The following is an 18,774-nucleotide window of genomic DNA, read 5'->3' on the forward strand; positions in this document are numbered from 1 at the left end:
TTTAAACAGGAATTCTATTTGTTCGTAGAATACTAAGAATCATTCAAATTAGTTCTCCCCGATATTTGGCTCAAGCCAGATTATGACAAATAATTTATGAGATATCTAATCATCCTCTTTCTTTTTATAAATTCTTCACTTTTTGCCCAAGAAACCGAATTAGTAAAAATTTTCAGTCCGGATTCCAGCATCATGGCCACAGGAGTGATAAAGCAGGGTAAAAAACAGGGTTTATGGAATTATTATAATCCAAAAAATAATACCCTTCTAACTAGGGGGAAATTTGAAAATGATCAACGTGAAGGCGTTTGGATTTCGTTTTTTCCCAATGGAAAAAAAATGTTGGAAGCAGAGTATAAAAACGGAGTTCTGTTTGGTCCTGCAGAAGTTTATGATAATGATGGGTTTCTCAAACGAAAGTTGATTTTTCAAGATAGCTTGCTGGTTGGAAAATATGTAGAGTACTATGGTAGTACAGGTCAACCGGATTTTGTGGATCCGAAAGCAATTTTCACAGAGGGTCAATATGAAAAAGGGCAAAAATCAGGACAATGGATTTATTATTATCCTTCAAGTGAGGTTTTAAGAAGAGAGTTTTATAAAAATGGAGTTTTAGACGGGCCATTTTTTGAGTATGACGTAGATGGAAAACTATTGGTAGAAGCCACCTATTCGGATGGCAAGTTCAATGGCAAATACACTGCTTTCTCCTCTTATAATTATGTACTGGAAACAGGAGATTATAAAAAGGGTAAAAAAATAGGCCCATGGGTGAGATATTTTCCTGATACTAAAACTATTGAAGCGGAAGAATTCTACGATGAAAATGGTAATAGAGTTGGAACCTGGAAATACTATTATCTCAATAAGCGGCTTGCAAGAATTGAGACTTATGAAAACGGTATTGCCATAGGAACATGGGAAGAATATTACCCAAATAAAAATGTTGCTAAGCGAAAAACCTATGAGCTGGGAGTTCCAGTAGGTAAATACGAAGAATTCTACGAGGATGGAAAAGTATCTGTTCAAGGCCAATATGCCAACGGAATGAAAACCGGTGTATGGAAAAGTTATTTTCCTGATGGAGTTTTGTTTTCTATTGGAGAATATAGAAATGATGTCAAAACAGGTCTTTGGAAATACTTCAACAAAATCAGCGTATTGATAGCCGAGGGTGAGTACGATTTGGGAATGGAAAACGGGCAATGGGTTTATTATTATGATGGCGGACAATTGAAGACAGTTGGTTCTTACAAGCTGGGTTTTGAGGATGGTATATGGGGATTATTTTATGACAATAAGCAATTGACCCAAGAGGAATTTTGGAAAGAGGGCCGTTTGTGGAATGTTTCGGAATACAAATCCTATGATGGTTCTAAATCCTATGATAAAGGAACATTAAAGGATGGAGACGGGACTAGAATTACCTACTATGTAAATGGCAAAAAAGAATCTGAGGGAGCTTATAAAGAGGGTAAGGCTGACGGTAGATGGATTTTCTTTCATGAGAATGGCAGAAAGGCTTCAGAAGGCGCAATGAAAGATGGTAAAAGAGAAGGTCCTTGGAGATATTATAATTCCGCAGGAAGGCTGGAAGATTTGATTAATTACAAAAATGATGAAATCGTAGAAGGAGACAATCGAACTCAAGATCCATCAGCTTCATTCATTCGGTTTTAAAACCTTTTAAATCCTCACGTGTTCTACCCCTAAAGACTAGATATGTTTGGATTATTCAAGAAAAAATCAGAAGCTGAAAAACTTCAGGATTTGTACAAAAAGAAACTGGAAGAAGCTCACAAGATCTCACACTCGAATAGGACCGCTGCAGACAAATTAATGGCTGAGGCAGAGGAAATAGCGAAAAAAATCGAAAACCTCACAAAAAATTAAACGCATATTCAAATATTTATAATGCATTTATTTGTATTTCAAGTATTTATGTGTAGATTGGATTGATTATTTAGGCTAGTCCGATAGAGCATTTTTTCAACTAGATTAGTTTATTTTAAGGGTGATTGAGCTACGGACGCATACTTAATAATTCTTTTTGAGGCTGTCTTTGTTCAAAGGCAGCCTCATCTTTTTTTATTCCAGTTCAAGGGAGCTAACCCAAAGCAGGGAATCTTTCTAAATCTTTTTGTCAAATATTAATCAATTAAAAATAAATTGATTTTGAAGCGTTAAAATTTGAATCATTTTCTAATTTTTTTAAAAAAGTATTTTTTGAAACCTAAAAATTCCCTTATTTCAGGTACAACTTGAATCTATGAACCTTATAAATCCAAATTCCCTCATCGAAAAGATGGAGGGAGTAGTCGAAATCAAGAGTTATCTCAATAAGATAAAGATCATTAAGAACCTATACCTCAAAGGAGCGAATACAGCCAGTGAAATTTGCAATGAGGTAGGGATCTCACTTCCTACGGTCAATTCTCTACTCACAGACTTGATGAGTTCTGGAGAAGTCATCAAGCATGGTCGAGCGGAATCTCAAGGAGGAAGAAAGCCTGATCTGTACAGATTAGCGGAAGACGCTTTCTATGTCCTTTCTGTAGATCTTTCAAAGTTTAATATGAACCTTGGGCTGTATTCCTGCAATCATACCTTAGCAGTAGCCAAAGAAAGCCACAAGATCGTGTTGGATAATGAAAAGGAAACTTTCGATAAAATCTGTGATATCATAGACCATTATCTAGCCAAAACGGGGATAGAATCAGATAAAATCATTGCTATCGGAATTTCTATGCCAGGCCTAGTGGATTCTATTGGTGGCATCAATTACACTTATTTCCGCTTTGGCAAAAAATCATTGTTAGAAAACTTTGAATCCAGATTCCGGAAAAAGATTTTTATGGAGAATGATGCCAGAGCGATGACGCTTGCTGAATTTAAATTCGGTTCCGATCACTCTCACAAAAATGTACTAGGACTCTTCGTGGGTTGGGGAATCGGTTTAGGAATCATTATAGATGGTAAAATCTATAGAGGTGCTTCTGGTTTTGCAGGGGAATTTTCCCACTCACCAATATTTGAATCAAGGGATATCACCTGTATTTGCGGAAAGAAAGGTTGCTTGGAAGCGGTTGCTTCAGGAACAGCCATTGTGAAAATGGCAGAAGAAGCAATCAAATTGGATAAAGATAGTATTCTAGCAAGGATGGTTAGAGACCATGAAGGAGAGTTGGAGCCGGGAATCGTGGTAGAAGCTGCATTGGCTGGAGATCAACGGGCCATCACTATTCTATCCGAGGCAGGATTGGATTTGGGAAGAGGAATATCCATGCTAATCCAGTTGCTCAACCCAGAATTGATCATCATTGGAGGATCAGTGGCAGAGGCCAATCAATATTTGATCACGCCAATTCAACAAGCGCTTAATATCTACAGCATGGCCAAATCCAGAGAAAAATCACAATTGGCTCTCTATCAATTGGGACAGGATGTGGGATTAATGGGAGGAGTAGCCGTGGTCAATGAACAGCTTTTTGAAGATGTTATTAGCAGGTTAGGATAATTAGTGTACCCATGAGCACCAGTAATACAAAGGCATTTACTAAAATCCTATTTTGGATGCTTATGGGGATTTGCTTCTTCTCTTTTTCAGTAATTGCTCAGGAAAATTTCGAGGCAAAATTTCAACTTCTCAAGGCCAGCAAATCCAAGGTCAATTTTAAAAACCAACTGACCGAGGATCAATACAATAATATACTCCGATATGAGTATTTCTACAATGGCGGCGGAGTAGCTATAGGCGACTTGGACAATGATGGGTTAGACGATATTTTCTTCACCGGAAATATGGTTTCCAATAGGCTATACAAAAATCTGGGAGGTCTTAAATTTGAAGATTTAACCAAATCGGCTGGAATAGGTGGGAAAAAAGCCTGGGCTACGGGAGTGAGTATGGCAGATGTCAATGCTGATGGTTTGCTGGATATTTATATCTCTTATTCAGGGAAAGGAGATGAACAAAGCCGCAAAAATGAACTTTGGATCAATCAGGGTGGATTTAAATTCGAAGAAAAAGCAGAGCAATTTGGTATAGCGGACCCCTCCAATTCCACTCAGGCATTGTTTTTCGATTTCGATAGAGACGGTGATTTGGACCTTTATCTACTTAATCATCATATCCAAGTCATCAATGAATTGGAGTTTGATGAGGTCAAGCAAATTAGACATCCTACTGCGGGCGACAAGCTGTATAGAAATGATAATGGTAAGTTCATAGACATCAGTCAGTCAGCTGGCATCAAAGGCTCGGCCTTAGGCTTTGGATTAGCAGTCATTGCCTCTGATATAAATGGGGATGGATGGACAGACATTCTAGTCACTAATGATTATATAGAGCCAGACTACCTTTATATCAATCAAAAGGATGGCACCTTCAAGGACGAACTGGCTTCCTTCTTTCAGCATATTTCGCACTTTTCCATGGGAGCTGATATAGCGGATATCAATAATGATGGGCTGAAAGATATTTACACCTTAGATATGCTACCGGAAGATAACCGAAGGCAAAAGCTTCTTTACGGTCCGGAGAATTACGAGCAATATGCATTGATGATCAAAAAAGGCTTTTATCATCAAAATATGAGAAATATGCTCCAACTTAATTTGGGCAATGGGAATTTTTCAGAAGTAGGTCAATTAGCAGAAATTTCTAATACCGACTGGTCTTGGTCAGCCTTGTTTTTTGATGCAACCAACAATGGCTTCAAAGACTTGATGGTTACCAATGGATATTTCAGAGATTACACCAATCGGGACTTTTTAAAATACAAAGGAGACTATTATTTCAAACAAGCTGTAGCAAACCAAAAGGCAGACACTCTGCACTTGGTGACTTCTATGAGCTCCACTCCTATCTCCAATTACTTCTTTCAAAATTTAGGTGACCTGAATTTCAAAAACAGATCAAAAGAGTGGGGATTTGATGAAAAAGGATTTTCCAGCGGAGCAGCTTATTCGGATTTGGACAATGATGGAGATTTAGATCTAATCGTCAGTAATCTGAATACAACGGCAGACATTTTTGAAAATACAGGAAAGAAAGGAAACTGGATTCAATTCCAGCTTCAAGGACCAGAATTAAATCCTTTCGGGCTAGGCTCCGAAATTAAAGTGTACAATAAAGGTGGTCAGCAAATACAAGAACTTCAGGTAGTCCGTGGATTTCAGTCTAGCAGTACATATAGAATTCATTTTGGATTAGGAGAATACACAAGTATTGATTCAGCCTTGATCTCATGGCCCGATGGAAAAGCTGAAACCGTCTACGACCTTAAAATCAATAGCCTGAATACCTTGAGCCACAGCAATGCTATTATCTCCACTCCAAAAGCTCTCGCTACACAAACTATTTTCACCCAAGTAGAGAAGCTACCGGATTTTAAGCCTAAATCTATAGGATTTAATGATTTTAAAAGACAGCCTTTGATGACTGTAATGCCAGGAGCCATCAGCCCAGTCTTAGCAAAAGGAGATGTAAACCAGGATGGAATTCCTGAAATTTTTATTGGAGGCACCAAAGGTCAGTCTGGAATGATTTTCAGCTTTGATGGAAGCAACTGGTCCGTTTATTCAGGATTTAGATCCTCCGATGAATACACCGATGCAGTTGCCATTTTTGAGGATTTCAATGCTGATGGTTGGTTGGATTTATTTATTGGAAGTGGAGGGTATCATGATTACCTGAGTAGTGACGAGGCTCTCCAAGACAGACTTTATCTTAATGATGGAACAGGTAAATTAAGCCTTCAGAAAAACTTTCCAGCCTATACCCTATCAACTGGTACAGCCCAAGCATTAGATATTAATCAAGATGGAGCCTTAGATCTATTTATAGGAGGAAAAGTGATTCCGGGAAGATACCCGGAGACTCCATTGAGCAAAATCCTAATAAATGATGGATCGGGGGTATTTTCAGATCAAACTGATCAATTTTTACCTCAAAACGGAAAATTGGGTTTGATTCATACCAGCCTTAACCTAGATCTTAATGAAGATGGGTTTCCTGACTTAGTGATTGCTGGGGAATTTATGCCTATCACCGTTTTGATTAATCAGCAAGGAAAAACCTTTAGCAATCAAACAGATCAATACTTTAAGGATAATAGATCAGGATGGTGGACCGCCCTTCATGCTTCAGATGTAGATGGTGATGGGGATTTGGATATCATCGCCGGGAATTTTGGAAACAACTCCCAATTTAAGGTCAGCGAAGAAAAAAAACTTCGGCTCTACGCTTCCGACTTTGATCAAAATGGATCCATAGATCCTATTTTGGAATGCTACATTGGTGAAGAGGCTTATCCGTTTGCAAGCCGGGATGAATTACTGGATCAAATGGTCTCCATGAGGAGCAAATTCACTAATTATGAAAGTTATGCTGATGCTAAGTTGCAAGATTTATTTTCGCAGAAAGACTTGGATGCCTCCCAAATTTTAGAAGCCAACAGTCTAAGTTCATTTGTATTTGAAAACACAGGAACTGGTTTCATTGCCAAAAAGCTCCCAAGTTTGGCTCAGGCTTTCCCCATTTTTCAAATTCAAACCGGGGATTTTGATCAAGACGGACATATTGATTTGTTATTAGGAGGAAATCAAAGACAAACCAGGATCCGGATAGGGAACATAGATGCAGGGCTTGGATTAGTGCTTAAAGGTGATGGGAAGGGAAATTTCCAAACTGCTTACCCATTTGAATCAGGTTTAGCTATCAAAGGTGATATCAAATCAGTTTTACCGATTGAAGTAGCAGGAAAAAACTTCTTGCTTTTTGGGATTCATGGACAAGCTTTAGAACTTTATCAATACCATGAGAAATAAAGCCCTTTACCTGGTTATTCTTCTATTAACAATTCGCTTGAATCAAGTAAATGCGCAATCCTTGAATTGGCCAAAGACCTATAAAGAGAAGCTATTTCATCTAACTGAAGTGATGGTCACGGACGTAGCAAGTCCTCCGGTAGCCGCTAGGATCTACGCCTATTCCACCCTAGCCACCTATTTGGCTATTAGAGAGCAGGGAAAGGAATTCAAAAACCCGGACTTGCTTGGACCATCTCGGCTAAATAGTCTCGAAGTAGAAAGAAATCCAGTCAGTTCACCCGAGTTTTCAGCAATTTATGCCATGCTTTTGGTAGGTGAAAGTATTATGCCTTCAGGTTATCTTATGAAAGAAAAGCAAGAGAAATGGGTGGCTTTTGCTCTAAAGAACAAGCTTTTCAAAAAGAAAGAACTGGAGGCGCACATCAATTTTGCTAAAACTGTTGCGAATTCGGTTCTAACCCAGGCCAAAGCAGATGGTTACCTTGAACTCCCCACACTAACTCGATACAGTCCCAAAGAAGGCGCTGGCAACTGGTACCCTACTCCACCGGCTTATATGGGTGCTGTTGAACCTGAATGGAGAACTATTAAAACTTTTTACATTCAGGATTTGAACCAGTTTTCTCCAAGGCCTATGGCAACTTATGATTTGAAGGAAGGCAGTTCCTTTCGTAACCAACTGATGGAGGTTTATCAAACCGTCAAAAGCTTGAATGAGGAACAAAAACTCATAGCCAATTTTTGGGATTGCAACCCATTTATGGTAGAATTTTCCGGACATATGGCGATGGGAGTAAAAAAAATCTCTCCAGGTGGGCACTGGATGGGAATCACAGGAATTGCGGCAGAAAAACAACAATTAAGCTTTGCAGAAACTGCTTACATTCATGCTTTGGTTGGAATGACTTTGCATGATGCCTTTATTTCATGTTGGAAAGCAAAATATGAAACAGACAGAATCCGTCCTGAAACAGTCATAAACAGAGAATTGGATCAAAGGTGGAAGCCATTGCTTCAAACCCCTCCTTTTCCTGAATACACCTCTGGTCACTCAGTAATCTCTCGAGCCTCAGCTGTAATTCTTACAGGGTATTTTGGGCATGATTTTGACTTTCTAGATACATCTGAGACTTACTTCGGCTTACCTGAAAGACAGTTTCAGTCCTTTTTACAAGCATCCGAAGAAGCGGCGATTTCCCGCCTTTACGGAGGAATTCATTTTAGAGATGCGATTGAAGAAGGAGTGGCTCAGGGAGAAAAAATTGGACAAAGCATCTGGAAAAAAATAAGTAACACTGAAGTTTTTATAAGTAAAAAAGAACAGCCTTGAAATCGACCCTAGCACTTCTATTATTCTCATGTTTACTCTGTTCTTCCTATCAAAAAGAAGAGGTTAAAGAGCCAATACAAAAACCAAATATCGTCTTAATTTTTGCAGATGATCTGGGCTACGGCGATTTGGGAAGCTATGGAGCAAGTGAATGGCAAACTCCTCATCTGGACCAATTGGCTGAAGATGGCAGCAAGTTCACCCAGTTTTATGTACCTCATGCAGTTTGCTCTGCTTCAAGAGCTGCTTTATTGACAGGAACATACGCCAATCGCCTTGAAATCTTCGGCGCTTTGGATCATACAGCTAGCCATGGATTGAATCCGGACGAAACTACGATAGCTGAGTTACTCAAAGAGCAAGGCTATACAACAGGCATGGTGGGCAAATGGCACTTAGGCCATCTAGCACCCTTTTTACCGGGCAAACAAGGCTTTGATAGCTATTTTGGATTGCCTTATTCTAATGATATGTGGCCTCATCATCCTGAGGCTAAAGACTATTATCCACCTTTACCATTGATTCAAGGTGACTCAACCCTTGAAGTTTTGGATGATCAAAGTTTGCTAACTACCCGGTATACCGATAAAGCGTTAGAATTTATCGAGAAAAATCAAGATCAGCCATTCTTCCTTTACTTAGCTCATTCTATGCCGCATGTTCCCCTTTTTGTATCTGAAAAATTCAAAGGGAAGTCTTCTCAGGGAATGTATGGTGATGTGATTATGGAAATTGATTGGTCAGTCGGCGAAATCCGTAAAAAGTTAAAAGAGTTGGACCTAGAAGAAAATACCTTAATCATATTTACTTCAGACAATGGTCCATGGCTTTCTTATGGAGCACATGCAGGATTGACGGGTGGATTAAGAGAGGGTAAAGGCACTTCCTGGGAAGGCGGAATCAGAGTTCCGGCTATTTTCACCTGGCCTGGAAAAATTAAACCGGGAACAGTACAAAGTCAGGCTGCCATGACTGTGGATATTTTACCAACTATTGCAGCAATAACCGGTACCGAATTACCTGAGCTTCCTGTTGATGGAAGGAATATATGGTCCATGATTCAGGGAGAACAGCAAGAGGACAAGCCTTATTTTGCCTACTATAACCGAAATGAGTTGCAGGCAGTGATTTATGGAAAATGGAAGCTTGTTTTTCCGCACCGCTATAGAACTCTGCCAGAAGGAACCATCTTGAGAAATGATGGAATCCCAGTTCAATACACGCATGTTAATTTGGAAAAAGCCGAACTTTATAATCTGGAAACAGATCCTGCTGAAAGTAAGGATATCTCTGAAGCTAACCCGGAAGTTCTGGCTAAGCTACAAGTCTATGCTGAAGAAGCCAGAAAAGATATGGGCGATGCACTAACCGGTTCTGAAGGTAGCGGTATGAGAAAACATGGGAAGCTTGAAATCCCTGAATAATTTTGGTTTATGAATTACGATTTACGAGGGGCCTTAATAACTCAATAACTAATAACCTTCAACAATCAATCTACAATAAAAGAGCAGAAATGCTTATGCTTACTGCCGCCGGCTTCTTTTTCCCGCTGATTAGCACGATAAATACACAGATCAACACAGATTTCTTTCATTCTTCTCTGTTTTCAGCCTTCTGACTTCTAATTTCAGCTTTTCCAAAACTGCCTACTGAACCTTGCCTCTTCCCCTCTTTGCGGGAGAATTTTTTATACCACAGAGAAACACAGAGAACTACTTGATTTCAAATCGCTTCTCCGAAGCTCTTTATCTCAAAATGTTCGTTTTAATCTACAATCATATTGCCTCTCTGAGGCTCCAATAATTGCTCTTGACAGCGCCACAGGCGCGCTATGATTGTAGAAGTTCAGATTGATAAAAAATCCCAGAGCACCAGCGGTGCGATTTGATTGAGTCTTGAAAATTTCGTTTTACGAATTACGATTTACATGAGGCCCTAATAACTCATTAACTAATAACTTTAGCATATTCTTTCAATACCAATTTCTTTAATTGATCAGTTACTCGATTAACCAGATACTCACCTTACGGAATCCACTTAATATCCTTGAAATTCGGCTTTCTTTTCTCCAAAAAGGCATTCCTACCCTCTTTCGCTTCTTCTGTCATATATGCCAAACGGGTAGCTTCACCGGCAAATACCTGTTGACCCACCATCCCGTCATCAGTCAGATTCATGGCAAACTTGAGCATCTTAATGGAAGTTGGAGACTTTTCTAAAATTTCCTGTGCCCATTGGTAAGCTGTTTCCTCTAGCTCTTCGTGAGGTATAACTGCATTTACCATCCCCATTTCATAAGCTTCTTGGGCAGAATAATTTCTACCTAGAAAAAATATTTCTCTCGCCTTTTTTTGACCCACCATTTTAGCCAAATAAGCTGAACCATAACCTCCATCGAAGCTGGTTACATCTGCATCAGTTTGCTTAAAAATTGCATTTTCCTTACTAGCCAAGGTCAAATCACAAACCACGTGTAAACTATGTCCTCCTCCTACAGCCCAGCCCGGAACGACTGCAATCACTACCTTTGGCATAAAACGAATCAAGCGTTGCACTTCCAGAATATTCAAACGGTGATATCCATCATCCCCCACATACCCTTGATGACCTCGAGCTTTTTGGTCCCCTCCTGAACAAAAGGCCCATTTTCCATCTTTGGAGGAAGGTCCTTCTCCGCTCAACAAAACCACACCGATAGAGGTATCTTCCTGAGCATCATAAAAAGCATCATAAAGTTCGGCTGTCGTTTTGGGCCTGAAGGCATTTCTAACTTCAGGTCTATTAAATGCTATTCTAGCAACCCCATTACACTTCTTGTAGGTGATATCTTCGTATTCTTTGGCAGTAATCCACTCCATGATTTCCGTTTTGGTTAAAAATCAGATTTTTTTGCAAGATAACAGCCTTCCACGGAATTTGTTGATCTTTCGAACCCGAAGTCTGCTTACAAGAGTTAAAACATTATGTTTCAATTAAAATATCATCACCTCACTTTTCAAAAACCTGAAGATTTTACTCAGATCCAATCAGACTTTCCTGATTTTTTAAAAGAGGCATTGGCTTTTTGCCAGGCTTGGAAAATTGGAGATGCAAAATTTATTCAACAAACCTCGGGTTCGACAGGTGTGCCTAAGACCATTTTACTAGAAAAGTTTCAAATGGAAGCCAGTGCTAAGGCAACTCAGGGATTTTTCAAGGTAGGTAAAGACACCAAACTACTTTGCTGCCTAAATCCTGCCTACATCGCGGGAAAAATGATGCTTGTTAGAGCAATGGTTTGGGATGCTCCCATCCAAATTGTAGCTGCAAGTTCAGATCCACTGGGTGAAATCAATTTGGATGAATTACCTGAATTTGTAGCAATGGTGCCACTACAGGTGGAAAATAGTATAGAGAAGCCTGAGAGCTTAGAAAAATTGCAGAAAATCAAACAAGTAATTATAGGTGGAGCTCCTCTTTCCCAAAAATTAAAATCTAAAATAGTCAAACATGGAATTGCTGCTTGGCAAACCATCGGTATGACAGAAACTGTTTCACATGTTGCATTAGCTCGAATAACTGACCAGCCAGAATTAATTTACAGCACCTTGCCGGGTGTAGAAATCGGAACAGATTCAAATGATGCACTTTGGATAAAATCCCCAATGAGCGGGCCTCAAAATATCCAAACAAACGACCAAATTGAGTTGCTTTCTCCTAATCAATTTATTTGGAAAGGCAGGTTGGACTTTGTGATCAATTCTGGAGGTGTAAAGATTCACCCTGAACAAATTGAAAATAAAATCGAGGATTCAATTCAAGCGATTTTTCCGGATACGCGTTTCCTTATCAGTTCAAAGAAGGATGAATCCTTGGGACAAAAAGTAATTCTGTTTCTGGAAAGGAAAGAAATTGAAGCGGATCAGGCAGAAAATTTAAAAAAGCAACTTGAACTTGTTTTATCCCGTTTTGAAAGGCCAAAGGAGATTATTTGCCTACTCAAATTTCCTGAGACTGCAAATGGCAAATTAGCCAGAAAAAGCCTGCTTGAATGATACAAATCCTATTGATAGTTTTTCATTTCTTATTTCAAGGACCAAATTTCAACCAAGATTTAGCAAGTATATCCTTGACGGTCTCGAATTGCAGATCAAACCAAGGCATGGTAAGAATATTGATTTTTGATCAGGAAAGTGGATTTCCTGACAATAGAAAAAAAGCGTTAAAGTCCATCTCACTACCTATAAAAAATCAGGAATCAAAAATTGCCATTTTAGACCTAAAACCAGGGAAATACTCCATTTCAACTTTCCATGATGAGGACGAAAATGGTGAGTTAAACAAAAATCCATTTGGCTATCCTTCCGAGAAATATGGATTTTCTAATAACCCGCGAGTAATTTTTACTCCACCATCATTTGAAAAATGCAGTTTTGAACTGAAAGCTAATCAAGTCAGAGAAATCAACATAAATCTCCGTTAGGTTATAGTCTTTAGCCAGCCTGTAATACTATTTCTTTCCTTTTTTGTAGGCAAGACTTCATGTGGGATTTCAGCACTTAAAAAAACCACCAACCTACCTGGCATTGGCAAATAATCTTCTATTCGCTCTGTACCATCGGGATTGGGAAGATACATGCGCAAAGCCCCTTCATCCGCCTCAGTCCATTGGTCATTTACATAAAGGATAACTGTGACCTCCCGATAAGGAACTTGTTGGAATTGATCCAGATGACGCTTGTAAAAAGAACCTATAGGATACCTCGCAAAATGGCCCTCAAATGACTTCAATCCTAGAAAACATCTCCTGTTCAAAATAGTCTTGATTTCTTCCACACGATTCCAATATTCTTGTTGAAGTGGGCTGAGGTTTTCTTCATCCATCCAAAGCACCTCGTCACTTCTGATTTCAGGTATCACTTGCTTTTTATCACCTGATCCCACTGCAGCTTTTCGAAACTTTCCTTTTTCGAGTAAATCAGTTTGTTCATCAAAAAGGGCTTTTCTAAAGATCTCATCCACGAAATTATCTATGACGACATAGGACTTGGTATAAATCTCCTCTGCTATCTTTTCCAATACATCTTCCATCAATCAGCTATTTGCTTGCAAAATAACTGCTTTATCAGTGGAAAAAATATACTTTTGCACAAACTTCAAGCTATGAGTTCCCCAAAATCAAACGTTACAGGATTAGTTTTCGAATATGATTCAGGAATCACCCCACCTCCCTATGCCCATGTATTTCACATGACTTTGGACTGGTCGGGCAAGGAACTTCAAGCTCAACTTCAATTACATTACACTGATAGAGAGGAGCTTTCGGAAGAAGAAATCTTAGATGAAGGCTTTACCCTCAACGATGATTATCAATATGATGGCCCTATTGATCAGGTTTGGGTCAAATCTCTTCAGGAACTGATCTCCACTTCTAGATGGACAGGCAAATCTCTGGATGAAGGAGGAATTAGAATTGGTTTAACAGAATCAGGTAAAGTAAAGGATTATAAAACTCCTGCCAATCAGGAAGAATGGCAATTAATGGCTCAGGATCTGATTCAAGCCATTTATGAAACCACCAAAAAAGAAGCTCCTCTTCAGGTTCATTATAGAATAGTCAACACTGAAAAAACTGTTGATTGCTCCGTATCGGTTCATTTTTCCAATAGAAAGGTGATTTTTGAGCAAAATGGTAAAAGCAGAACCATCAATTGGGAATACGCCATTCAATTGATGAAATTGGTTTTTACTCCGGATTATCATTATGATATGGCTAAGGAATCGCCAGGTACCAAGAGAGGTCATTACATTGATTGCGGTGATGGCTATTGGCATGAATTGGGCAAAGGAGTAGTCAACATAGATCCAGCTTTTGATGCAGTGGGGAAAATCCAGGAAGGATTTCAGAGCTTGATAGATGAATAATTAACCTTTCAGCTTTTTCAAATCCAATTGAATATCTTTAATCATCTCGCCCAAATCATCCAAACTTAAAGGCTTTTTCTTATCTCCCGGATTTGGGAAATCAGTACTGATAAAGGCCTTGGCTTCCCATGCCTCCAGTACATCTTCACCTTTTACCTCGAAGGGCTTATAATGTTCATTATCCGATACCAAAAAGAGCTTTCCATTTTCGGATAAATAGTTAAAAACTCTCTTGTAAACCACCCCCTCTGTTTGGGTAACGAGCACATAAGTTCTACCACTTTTGATAGAACTGAGATGATCCACATAGGCACCAATTACGATTGTGCCAGGTATCAGTGGAAGCATGGAATCTCCCGCCAACTCAAAGGCTCTGTAAGTTGCATTGCTTGATAAATTTGGAAGATGAAATTGCGGCAACTTCTCCATGTATTCCTGATCTGCAAAACCATTCAAGTAGCCGGCAGATGCCTTTTGACCCACTAGCATGATATTCTCTCTATCTTGATCGTCTACCGCGATAGTCAAAATGTTCAGATCTCGCTTTTGAATAGCTTTTCTTCCAAGCTTTTCAATATCATGATTGATCAACTCATCCATCCCAACTTCCAATAATTCACAGATCTTTTGAAGGGCAGCAAGTTTGGGCTCTGAACGCCCATCCTCGTATGCAGAAATCATAGTCCTTTGCACGTCCAACTGATCGGCTAGATCACTTTGGGTAATGCCTTTTTGCTTTCTCAAAAACCGGAGGTTGGATGCTAAAAAACTCATGCTGAAAATAAATAAAAGTTAGGATCTTCCTGCGCTGGAGCAACTGGGAATAAGGGATTGATATTCCGCTCAGCCATTCTTCTATTTTCCAACTTTCGCTGAATTTCCAAAATGATCTCACCTACCGGCTTCGGCTCTGTCATCAAAAGATACCCGTACCTTGAATCCTGATCATCTTCGACAACAAACTTTACCTGACAATTCCCTGATGCCAAATTTTTAGTGGTGATGTTGATTTTTTCTAGCTTTTCCATGATTGACCTGTTTTACGAGTACTAATATAAAATGTTACTTTTATAAACATCAACAGGTTTATAAAATTTACATAAATTTCTGACAGGCATTGTCATTTTTTACAAAAAAGGAAGCTAAATCATAAAATTATCAGGCACTTATAACATGATAAAGACTAATTTTTTACACGATCGGTATGCTTTCATTTTCCCATATGACCGCTCAGCGAAAAGTTCAAACAATTAGTTCTGACAGGACTTTCCTTTGTATTGAAAACTAAAACCAATCTTCGCTTCAAACCAGCGAATTACAGTAAACCTACCCATGAGAGTGAAATTTAGTATCCTGCTATTCTTTTTTGCAACTACCACATTAATTGCCCAAACCTACTCTATCAAAGGGCGAGTTCAGGAATCAGGCTCCAAAACAGCAATCCCCAATGCAACCATCTTACTTCTCCGTGTAAACGATTCCACCCAGGTGGATGGAATGATTTCAGATTTAGATGGAAATTTTGAAATCGACGATGTCCGCGAGGGGGAATACCTATTGAAAGTTCAATATTTAGGCTATCAAAACCTGTTTAGAAGTCTTCAAGTTGCACGAAATATTGACCTCGGTGTCATTTCAATCCAAGAAGAGGCAACTGCTTTGGAGGAGGTTACCATCTCTGCAAGAAGATCTACCAGTCAGCAAAAGTCAGATACGACCCTATATAATGCTGATGCCTTTAAGACTATGCGGGATGCCAGCGCTCAGACACTGATTGAAAAATTACCGGGAGTAACTTCCGCTGACGGAGCTTTGCAGGCTCAAGGTGAAAATATTGGGCAGATATTGGTGGATGGAAAGCCATTTTTCGGAACTGATGTACGAACAGCCTTACAAAATTTGCCTGCAGAGGTAATTCAAAGCATTGAGATTTTTGATCAGCTAAGCGAAAAAGCCAGATTGAGTGGTTTCGATGATGGTGAAAGGCTTAAAACGATCAACATCATCACTAAGCCTAATAGAAGAAAGGGGCAATTTGGACGTACTTCAGCAGGCTATGGAAGCGATGATCGCTATGTAGTGGGAGCAAGTATCAATGCTTTCAACGAGGATCAGCGCATTACTTTTACAGGACTTTCCAATAATATTAACCTGACTGATTACTCCTCCGACCCTAATGCTCAGGACAATGCGAGGCCTCAAAATGGGATCATTAATACAAATTTGGCTGGCTTAAACTATTCAGATCTTTGGGGTAAAAAAATAAAGGTCTCGGGAAGCTATGTATTCAGCAGCAGAGAAAATATCGGGCAGGAAATACGCTTCCGTGAGTTTATCACAAATAATGAAACGGATCAATTTTATGATGAAGTAAGCAATGATACCAGATTGAACAACCAGCATCAATTTGATATGCGCTTCGAATATAATATTGATGAGAAGAACAGGATCTTATATATCCCTAGATTTTCGGCAAGGTTCGAAACAGAAAACTCAGATTTCTTTGGGGAAACGACCAATGGAGTGGATTTGATCAACTCAGTAGAGAATACTCGAACAGCAAAAAACAAGGATTACGATCTATTCAATCGCTTTTTCTACAGTCACAAATTTGATAAGCCCGGAAGAACCATGACTGTTAGAGCTAGATTGGGAAATAATGCCAATGAGGATAGGGCCAACCGACTGGCTGAAAACCAGTTTTTCTCCCCTACTTTCCGAACTGAAACCATCAATCAGCAGATAAACAGAGACCGAACTGGGCTTTCCTGGGAGACAGGAATTTCCTTCACAGAAGCAGTGAGTGAAAGAAGCCAATTTGAATTGGAATATGAAATCGGAAACCGAATTAATGATTCAGACCAGTTGATTTTTGATGTGATCGATGAAACTCCAGGTGATCCTGAATTAAGATTGGATACTGCTTTGAGTAATACTTTTGAAAGCAAGTTCTTAACTCAGGAAGTAGAGTTAGGCTATCAATATTCAAAAGATGGCTTGAGATTTCAAGTGGAAGGACAATATCAAAATGCCAAACTGGACAATAGCCAGGGGTTTCCTTTGACTTTTGAATTGCAGCGGACTTTCCAAAGTTTCCAGCCAAGTGTCAGAATTGATTATAAATTTTCTGATAACACAAATATCGAGTTCGATTACGATACCAGAACCAATGAGCCAAACTTAAGGCAATTGCAACCTGTAGTCGACAACTCCAATCCATTGCAATTGTATGTAGGAAACCCGGATTTGGATCAATCCTACAGTAACCGATTGAGAGTTAGATTCAGAAGCAACAATCCTGAAACAGATAGAAACTGGTTTCTTTTTGCCCAGTCCTCTTTTGTAAAAAACACAATCAGCAACAGTTCCTTTATTGCACAAGAAGCAACCGAAATTGAAAATGGAATCATCTTGGAACAGGGCAGTCAGTTGTTTAGACCGGTAAACTTAGATGGTTATTGGGATTTTAGATCTTGGTTGAGTTATGGTATTCCTGCAGGATTTATCAAGTCCAATTTCAATATGAATTTCGGGGCGGCTTACACCAAAAGGCCCACATTAGTCAATCAGCAAAACGGTTTTAATAATTCCAGAAGACTCAGCACTGGATTCTCCATCAGCAGTAATATCAGCGATCAGATTGACTTTAACATCTGGACAAGATTTTCTTTCAATGATGTAGAAAATACACTCAATCCGAATTTGAATAACAAGTTTTTCAATCAGCGGGGAAGAATCAATTTCAACTGGATCATTTGGGAAGGTTTTGTGTATAGACTGGATTTGACCCATCAAGTGAATTCTGGCCTTTCCGAAGGCTTTGACACCAATTTCACTTTGGTTAATATGAGTTTGGGCAAGAAGATCTTCAATAATCAGCGAGGAGAAATCAGCTTGAATGTCTATGACCTATTCCGGCAGAACAACAACATTCGCAGAAATATCTCCGAGACCTTTATTGAAGATGTACAATCCAATGTCTTGCAACGCTATGTTATGCTGACTTTCAGTTATAATATCCGAAGATTTAGCAAAGGCATGGACATGGATGATTATAACGAGATGATCAATACCGGCGACGACGGAGGCCGAGTAAGGGGCGGTAGGTAAATGTCAAAATTTGATAGAAATACAGTTGAAATAAATAGAAACACACCTTCGGCGAAATATTACATTTAGATACCGCTTGGCGAGATATCCTCTCCTCCGTCGAGGAAGATATACCTTCGGCGAGATACGGGTCAAATCCCCCTTTGAAGTGTAAACTCAATTTAGGAGGAATGTTGAGTTAAAGGGGGTAAGGGGGATTTGCCTTAAGCTCAATCGTTCATGGTTCAGAGTTCATCTAGTCCCAGAAAAGATTTAAGAGATTAGCTCCCTTTTGATTTTTTTTTAATTTACCAGTGACGCGAGACGAAGGGTCTACTACTTCCAAAAGCTCTGAAGGAGGGAGTATTTCTTAGAAAACAATTCAAAAATCTGAAATTCAGAGAAACTCATTTTTAGGGTTTACGAATTAGGGGCTGCTTAGGGGAAATTATCTTTGTTTTACGTCCTTCAAACGTATGTGAGATAGGTCTATAGATTAAGCTCAATTTTATTGATCTTAAGTAGAATTTTCGATTCAACAACAATTATTCTGCTGTGAATTGCTTTCAAATCGACCGAAGGGAGATTCATGAGCACCATTGAATATAATTTCTTAG

Annotated in this window: 14 protein-coding genes; 10 read left to right on the forward strand and 4 right to left on the reverse strand. The window is 39.2% G+C overall.

Translation table 11 applies throughout. The features are described 5' to 3' along the window. Positions 1–96 precede the first annotated feature (96 nt). The 6 genes from FL972_RS07045 to FL972_RS07070 all read left to right on the forward strand — a co-directional run bounded on the left by FL972_RS07045 (position 97) and on the right by FL972_RS07070 (position 9,588). Positions 97–1,680: a toxin-antitoxin system YwqK family antitoxin gene (locus tag FL972_RS07045; RefSeq protein WP_144604344.1), complete on the forward strand. Its 1,584-nt coding sequence runs from the start codon at positions 97–99 to the stop codon at positions 1,678–1,680. A 42-nt stretch (positions 1,681–1,722) separates the two neighbouring features. Continuing rightward, positions 1,723–1,893 carry a Lacal_2735 family protein gene (locus tag FL972_RS07050; RefSeq protein WP_139217514.1) on the forward strand — a complete coding sequence of 57 codons (171 nt, stop codon included), beginning with the start codon at positions 1,723–1,725 and terminating at the stop codon, positions 1,891–1,893. A 376-nt stretch (positions 1,894–2,269) separates the two neighbouring features. Next, positions 2,270–3,517 (forward strand): ROK family transcriptional regulator, encoded by a 1,248-nt coding sequence (locus tag FL972_RS07055; RefSeq protein ID WP_144604345.1) that lies wholly within the window; start codon positions 2,270–2,272, stop codon positions 3,515–3,517. An 11-nt stretch (positions 3,518–3,528) separates the two neighbouring features. Next, the gene (locus FL972_RS07060) at positions 3,529–6,831 is read left to right on the forward strand and encodes a VCBS repeat-containing protein (protein WP_250161308.1); all 3,303 of its coding nucleotides are present in this window, start codon (positions 3,529–3,531) and stop codon (positions 6,829–6,831) included. Continuing rightward, positions 6,821–8,164, forward strand: a complete 1,344-nt coding sequence (locus tag FL972_RS07065; RefSeq protein ID WP_144604346.1) for a vanadium-dependent haloperoxidase — start codon at positions 6,821–6,823, stop codon at positions 8,162–8,164. The genes FL972_RS07060 and FL972_RS07065 overlap by 11 nt, the downstream gene beginning before the upstream one ends. Next, positions 8,161–9,588: a sulfatase family protein gene (locus FL972_RS07070; protein ID WP_144604347.1), complete on the forward strand. Its 1,428-nt coding sequence runs from the start codon at positions 8,161–8,163 to the stop codon at positions 9,586–9,588. The genes FL972_RS07065 and FL972_RS07070 overlap by 4 nt, the downstream gene beginning before the upstream one ends. Before the next feature lie 600 nt (positions 9,589–10,188). Here the strand turns inward: FL972_RS07070 and FL972_RS07075 are convergent. Continuing rightward, positions 10,189–11,022, reverse strand: coding sequence for a 1,4-dihydroxy-2-naphthoyl-CoA synthase (locus FL972_RS07075; RefSeq protein ID WP_144604348.1), 834 nt, complete (start codon positions 11,020–11,022; stop codon positions 10,189–10,191). 105 nt (positions 11,023–11,127) lie between these two features. Between FL972_RS07075 and FL972_RS07080 the strand changes: the two genes are divergently transcribed. Then, positions 11,128–12,198: an AMP-binding protein gene (locus tag FL972_RS07080; protein ID WP_144604349.1), complete on the forward strand. Its 1,071-nt coding sequence runs from the start codon at positions 11,128–11,130 to the stop codon at positions 12,196–12,198. Continuing rightward, positions 12,195–12,626, forward strand: a complete 432-nt coding sequence (locus FL972_RS07085) for a DUF2141 domain-containing protein (RefSeq protein WP_144604350.1) — start codon at positions 12,195–12,197, stop codon at positions 12,624–12,626. The genes FL972_RS07080 and FL972_RS07085 overlap by 4 nt, the downstream gene beginning before the upstream one ends. Here the strand turns inward: FL972_RS07085 and FL972_RS07090 are convergent. Next, positions 12,623–13,234, reverse strand: coding sequence for a 2OG-Fe(II) oxygenase (locus FL972_RS07090; protein WP_144604351.1), 612 nt, complete (start codon positions 13,232–13,234; stop codon positions 12,623–12,625). The two genes, FL972_RS07085 and FL972_RS07090, sit on opposite strands and share 4 nt — an antisense overlap. A gap of 72 nt (positions 13,235–13,306) precedes the next feature. On the opposite strand from FL972_RS07090, the gene FL972_RS07095 reads away from it, so the two are divergent. After that, positions 13,307–14,068 carry a hypothetical protein gene (locus FL972_RS07095; RefSeq protein ID WP_144604352.1) on the forward strand — a complete coding sequence of 254 codons (762 nt, stop codon included), beginning with the start codon at positions 13,307–13,309 and terminating at the stop codon, positions 14,066–14,068. On the opposite strand, the gene FL972_RS07100 is transcribed toward FL972_RS07095, so the two are convergent. Together FL972_RS07100 and FL972_RS07105 are read right to left on the reverse strand one after the other, a co-directional pair. Further along, positions 14,069–14,842: an XRE family transcriptional regulator gene (locus FL972_RS07100; RefSeq protein WP_144604353.1), complete on the reverse strand. Its 774-nt coding sequence runs from the start codon at positions 14,840–14,842 to the stop codon at positions 14,069–14,071. Beyond that, positions 14,839–15,096: a hypothetical protein gene (locus FL972_RS07105; RefSeq protein ID WP_144604354.1), complete on the reverse strand. Its 258-nt coding sequence runs from the start codon at positions 15,094–15,096 to the stop codon at positions 14,839–14,841. Before FL972_RS07105 ends, FL972_RS07100 begins: the two co-directional genes overlap by 4 nt. A gap of 304 nt (positions 15,097–15,400) precedes the next feature. Between FL972_RS07105 and FL972_RS07110 the strand changes: the two genes are divergently transcribed. Beyond that, positions 15,401–18,178 carry an outer membrane beta-barrel protein gene (locus tag FL972_RS07110; RefSeq protein WP_250161309.1) on the forward strand — a complete coding sequence of 926 codons (2,778 nt, stop codon included), beginning with the start codon at positions 15,401–15,403 and terminating at the stop codon, positions 18,176–18,178. Positions 18,179–18,774: the final 596 nt, after the last annotated feature.

The sequence above is a fragment of the Algoriphagus algorifonticola genome (assembly GCF_007655305.1).
In the GTDB taxonomy this organism is placed as follows: Bacteria; Bacteroidota; Bacteroidia; order Cytophagales; family Cyclobacteriaceae; genus Algoriphagus; species Algoriphagus algorifonticola.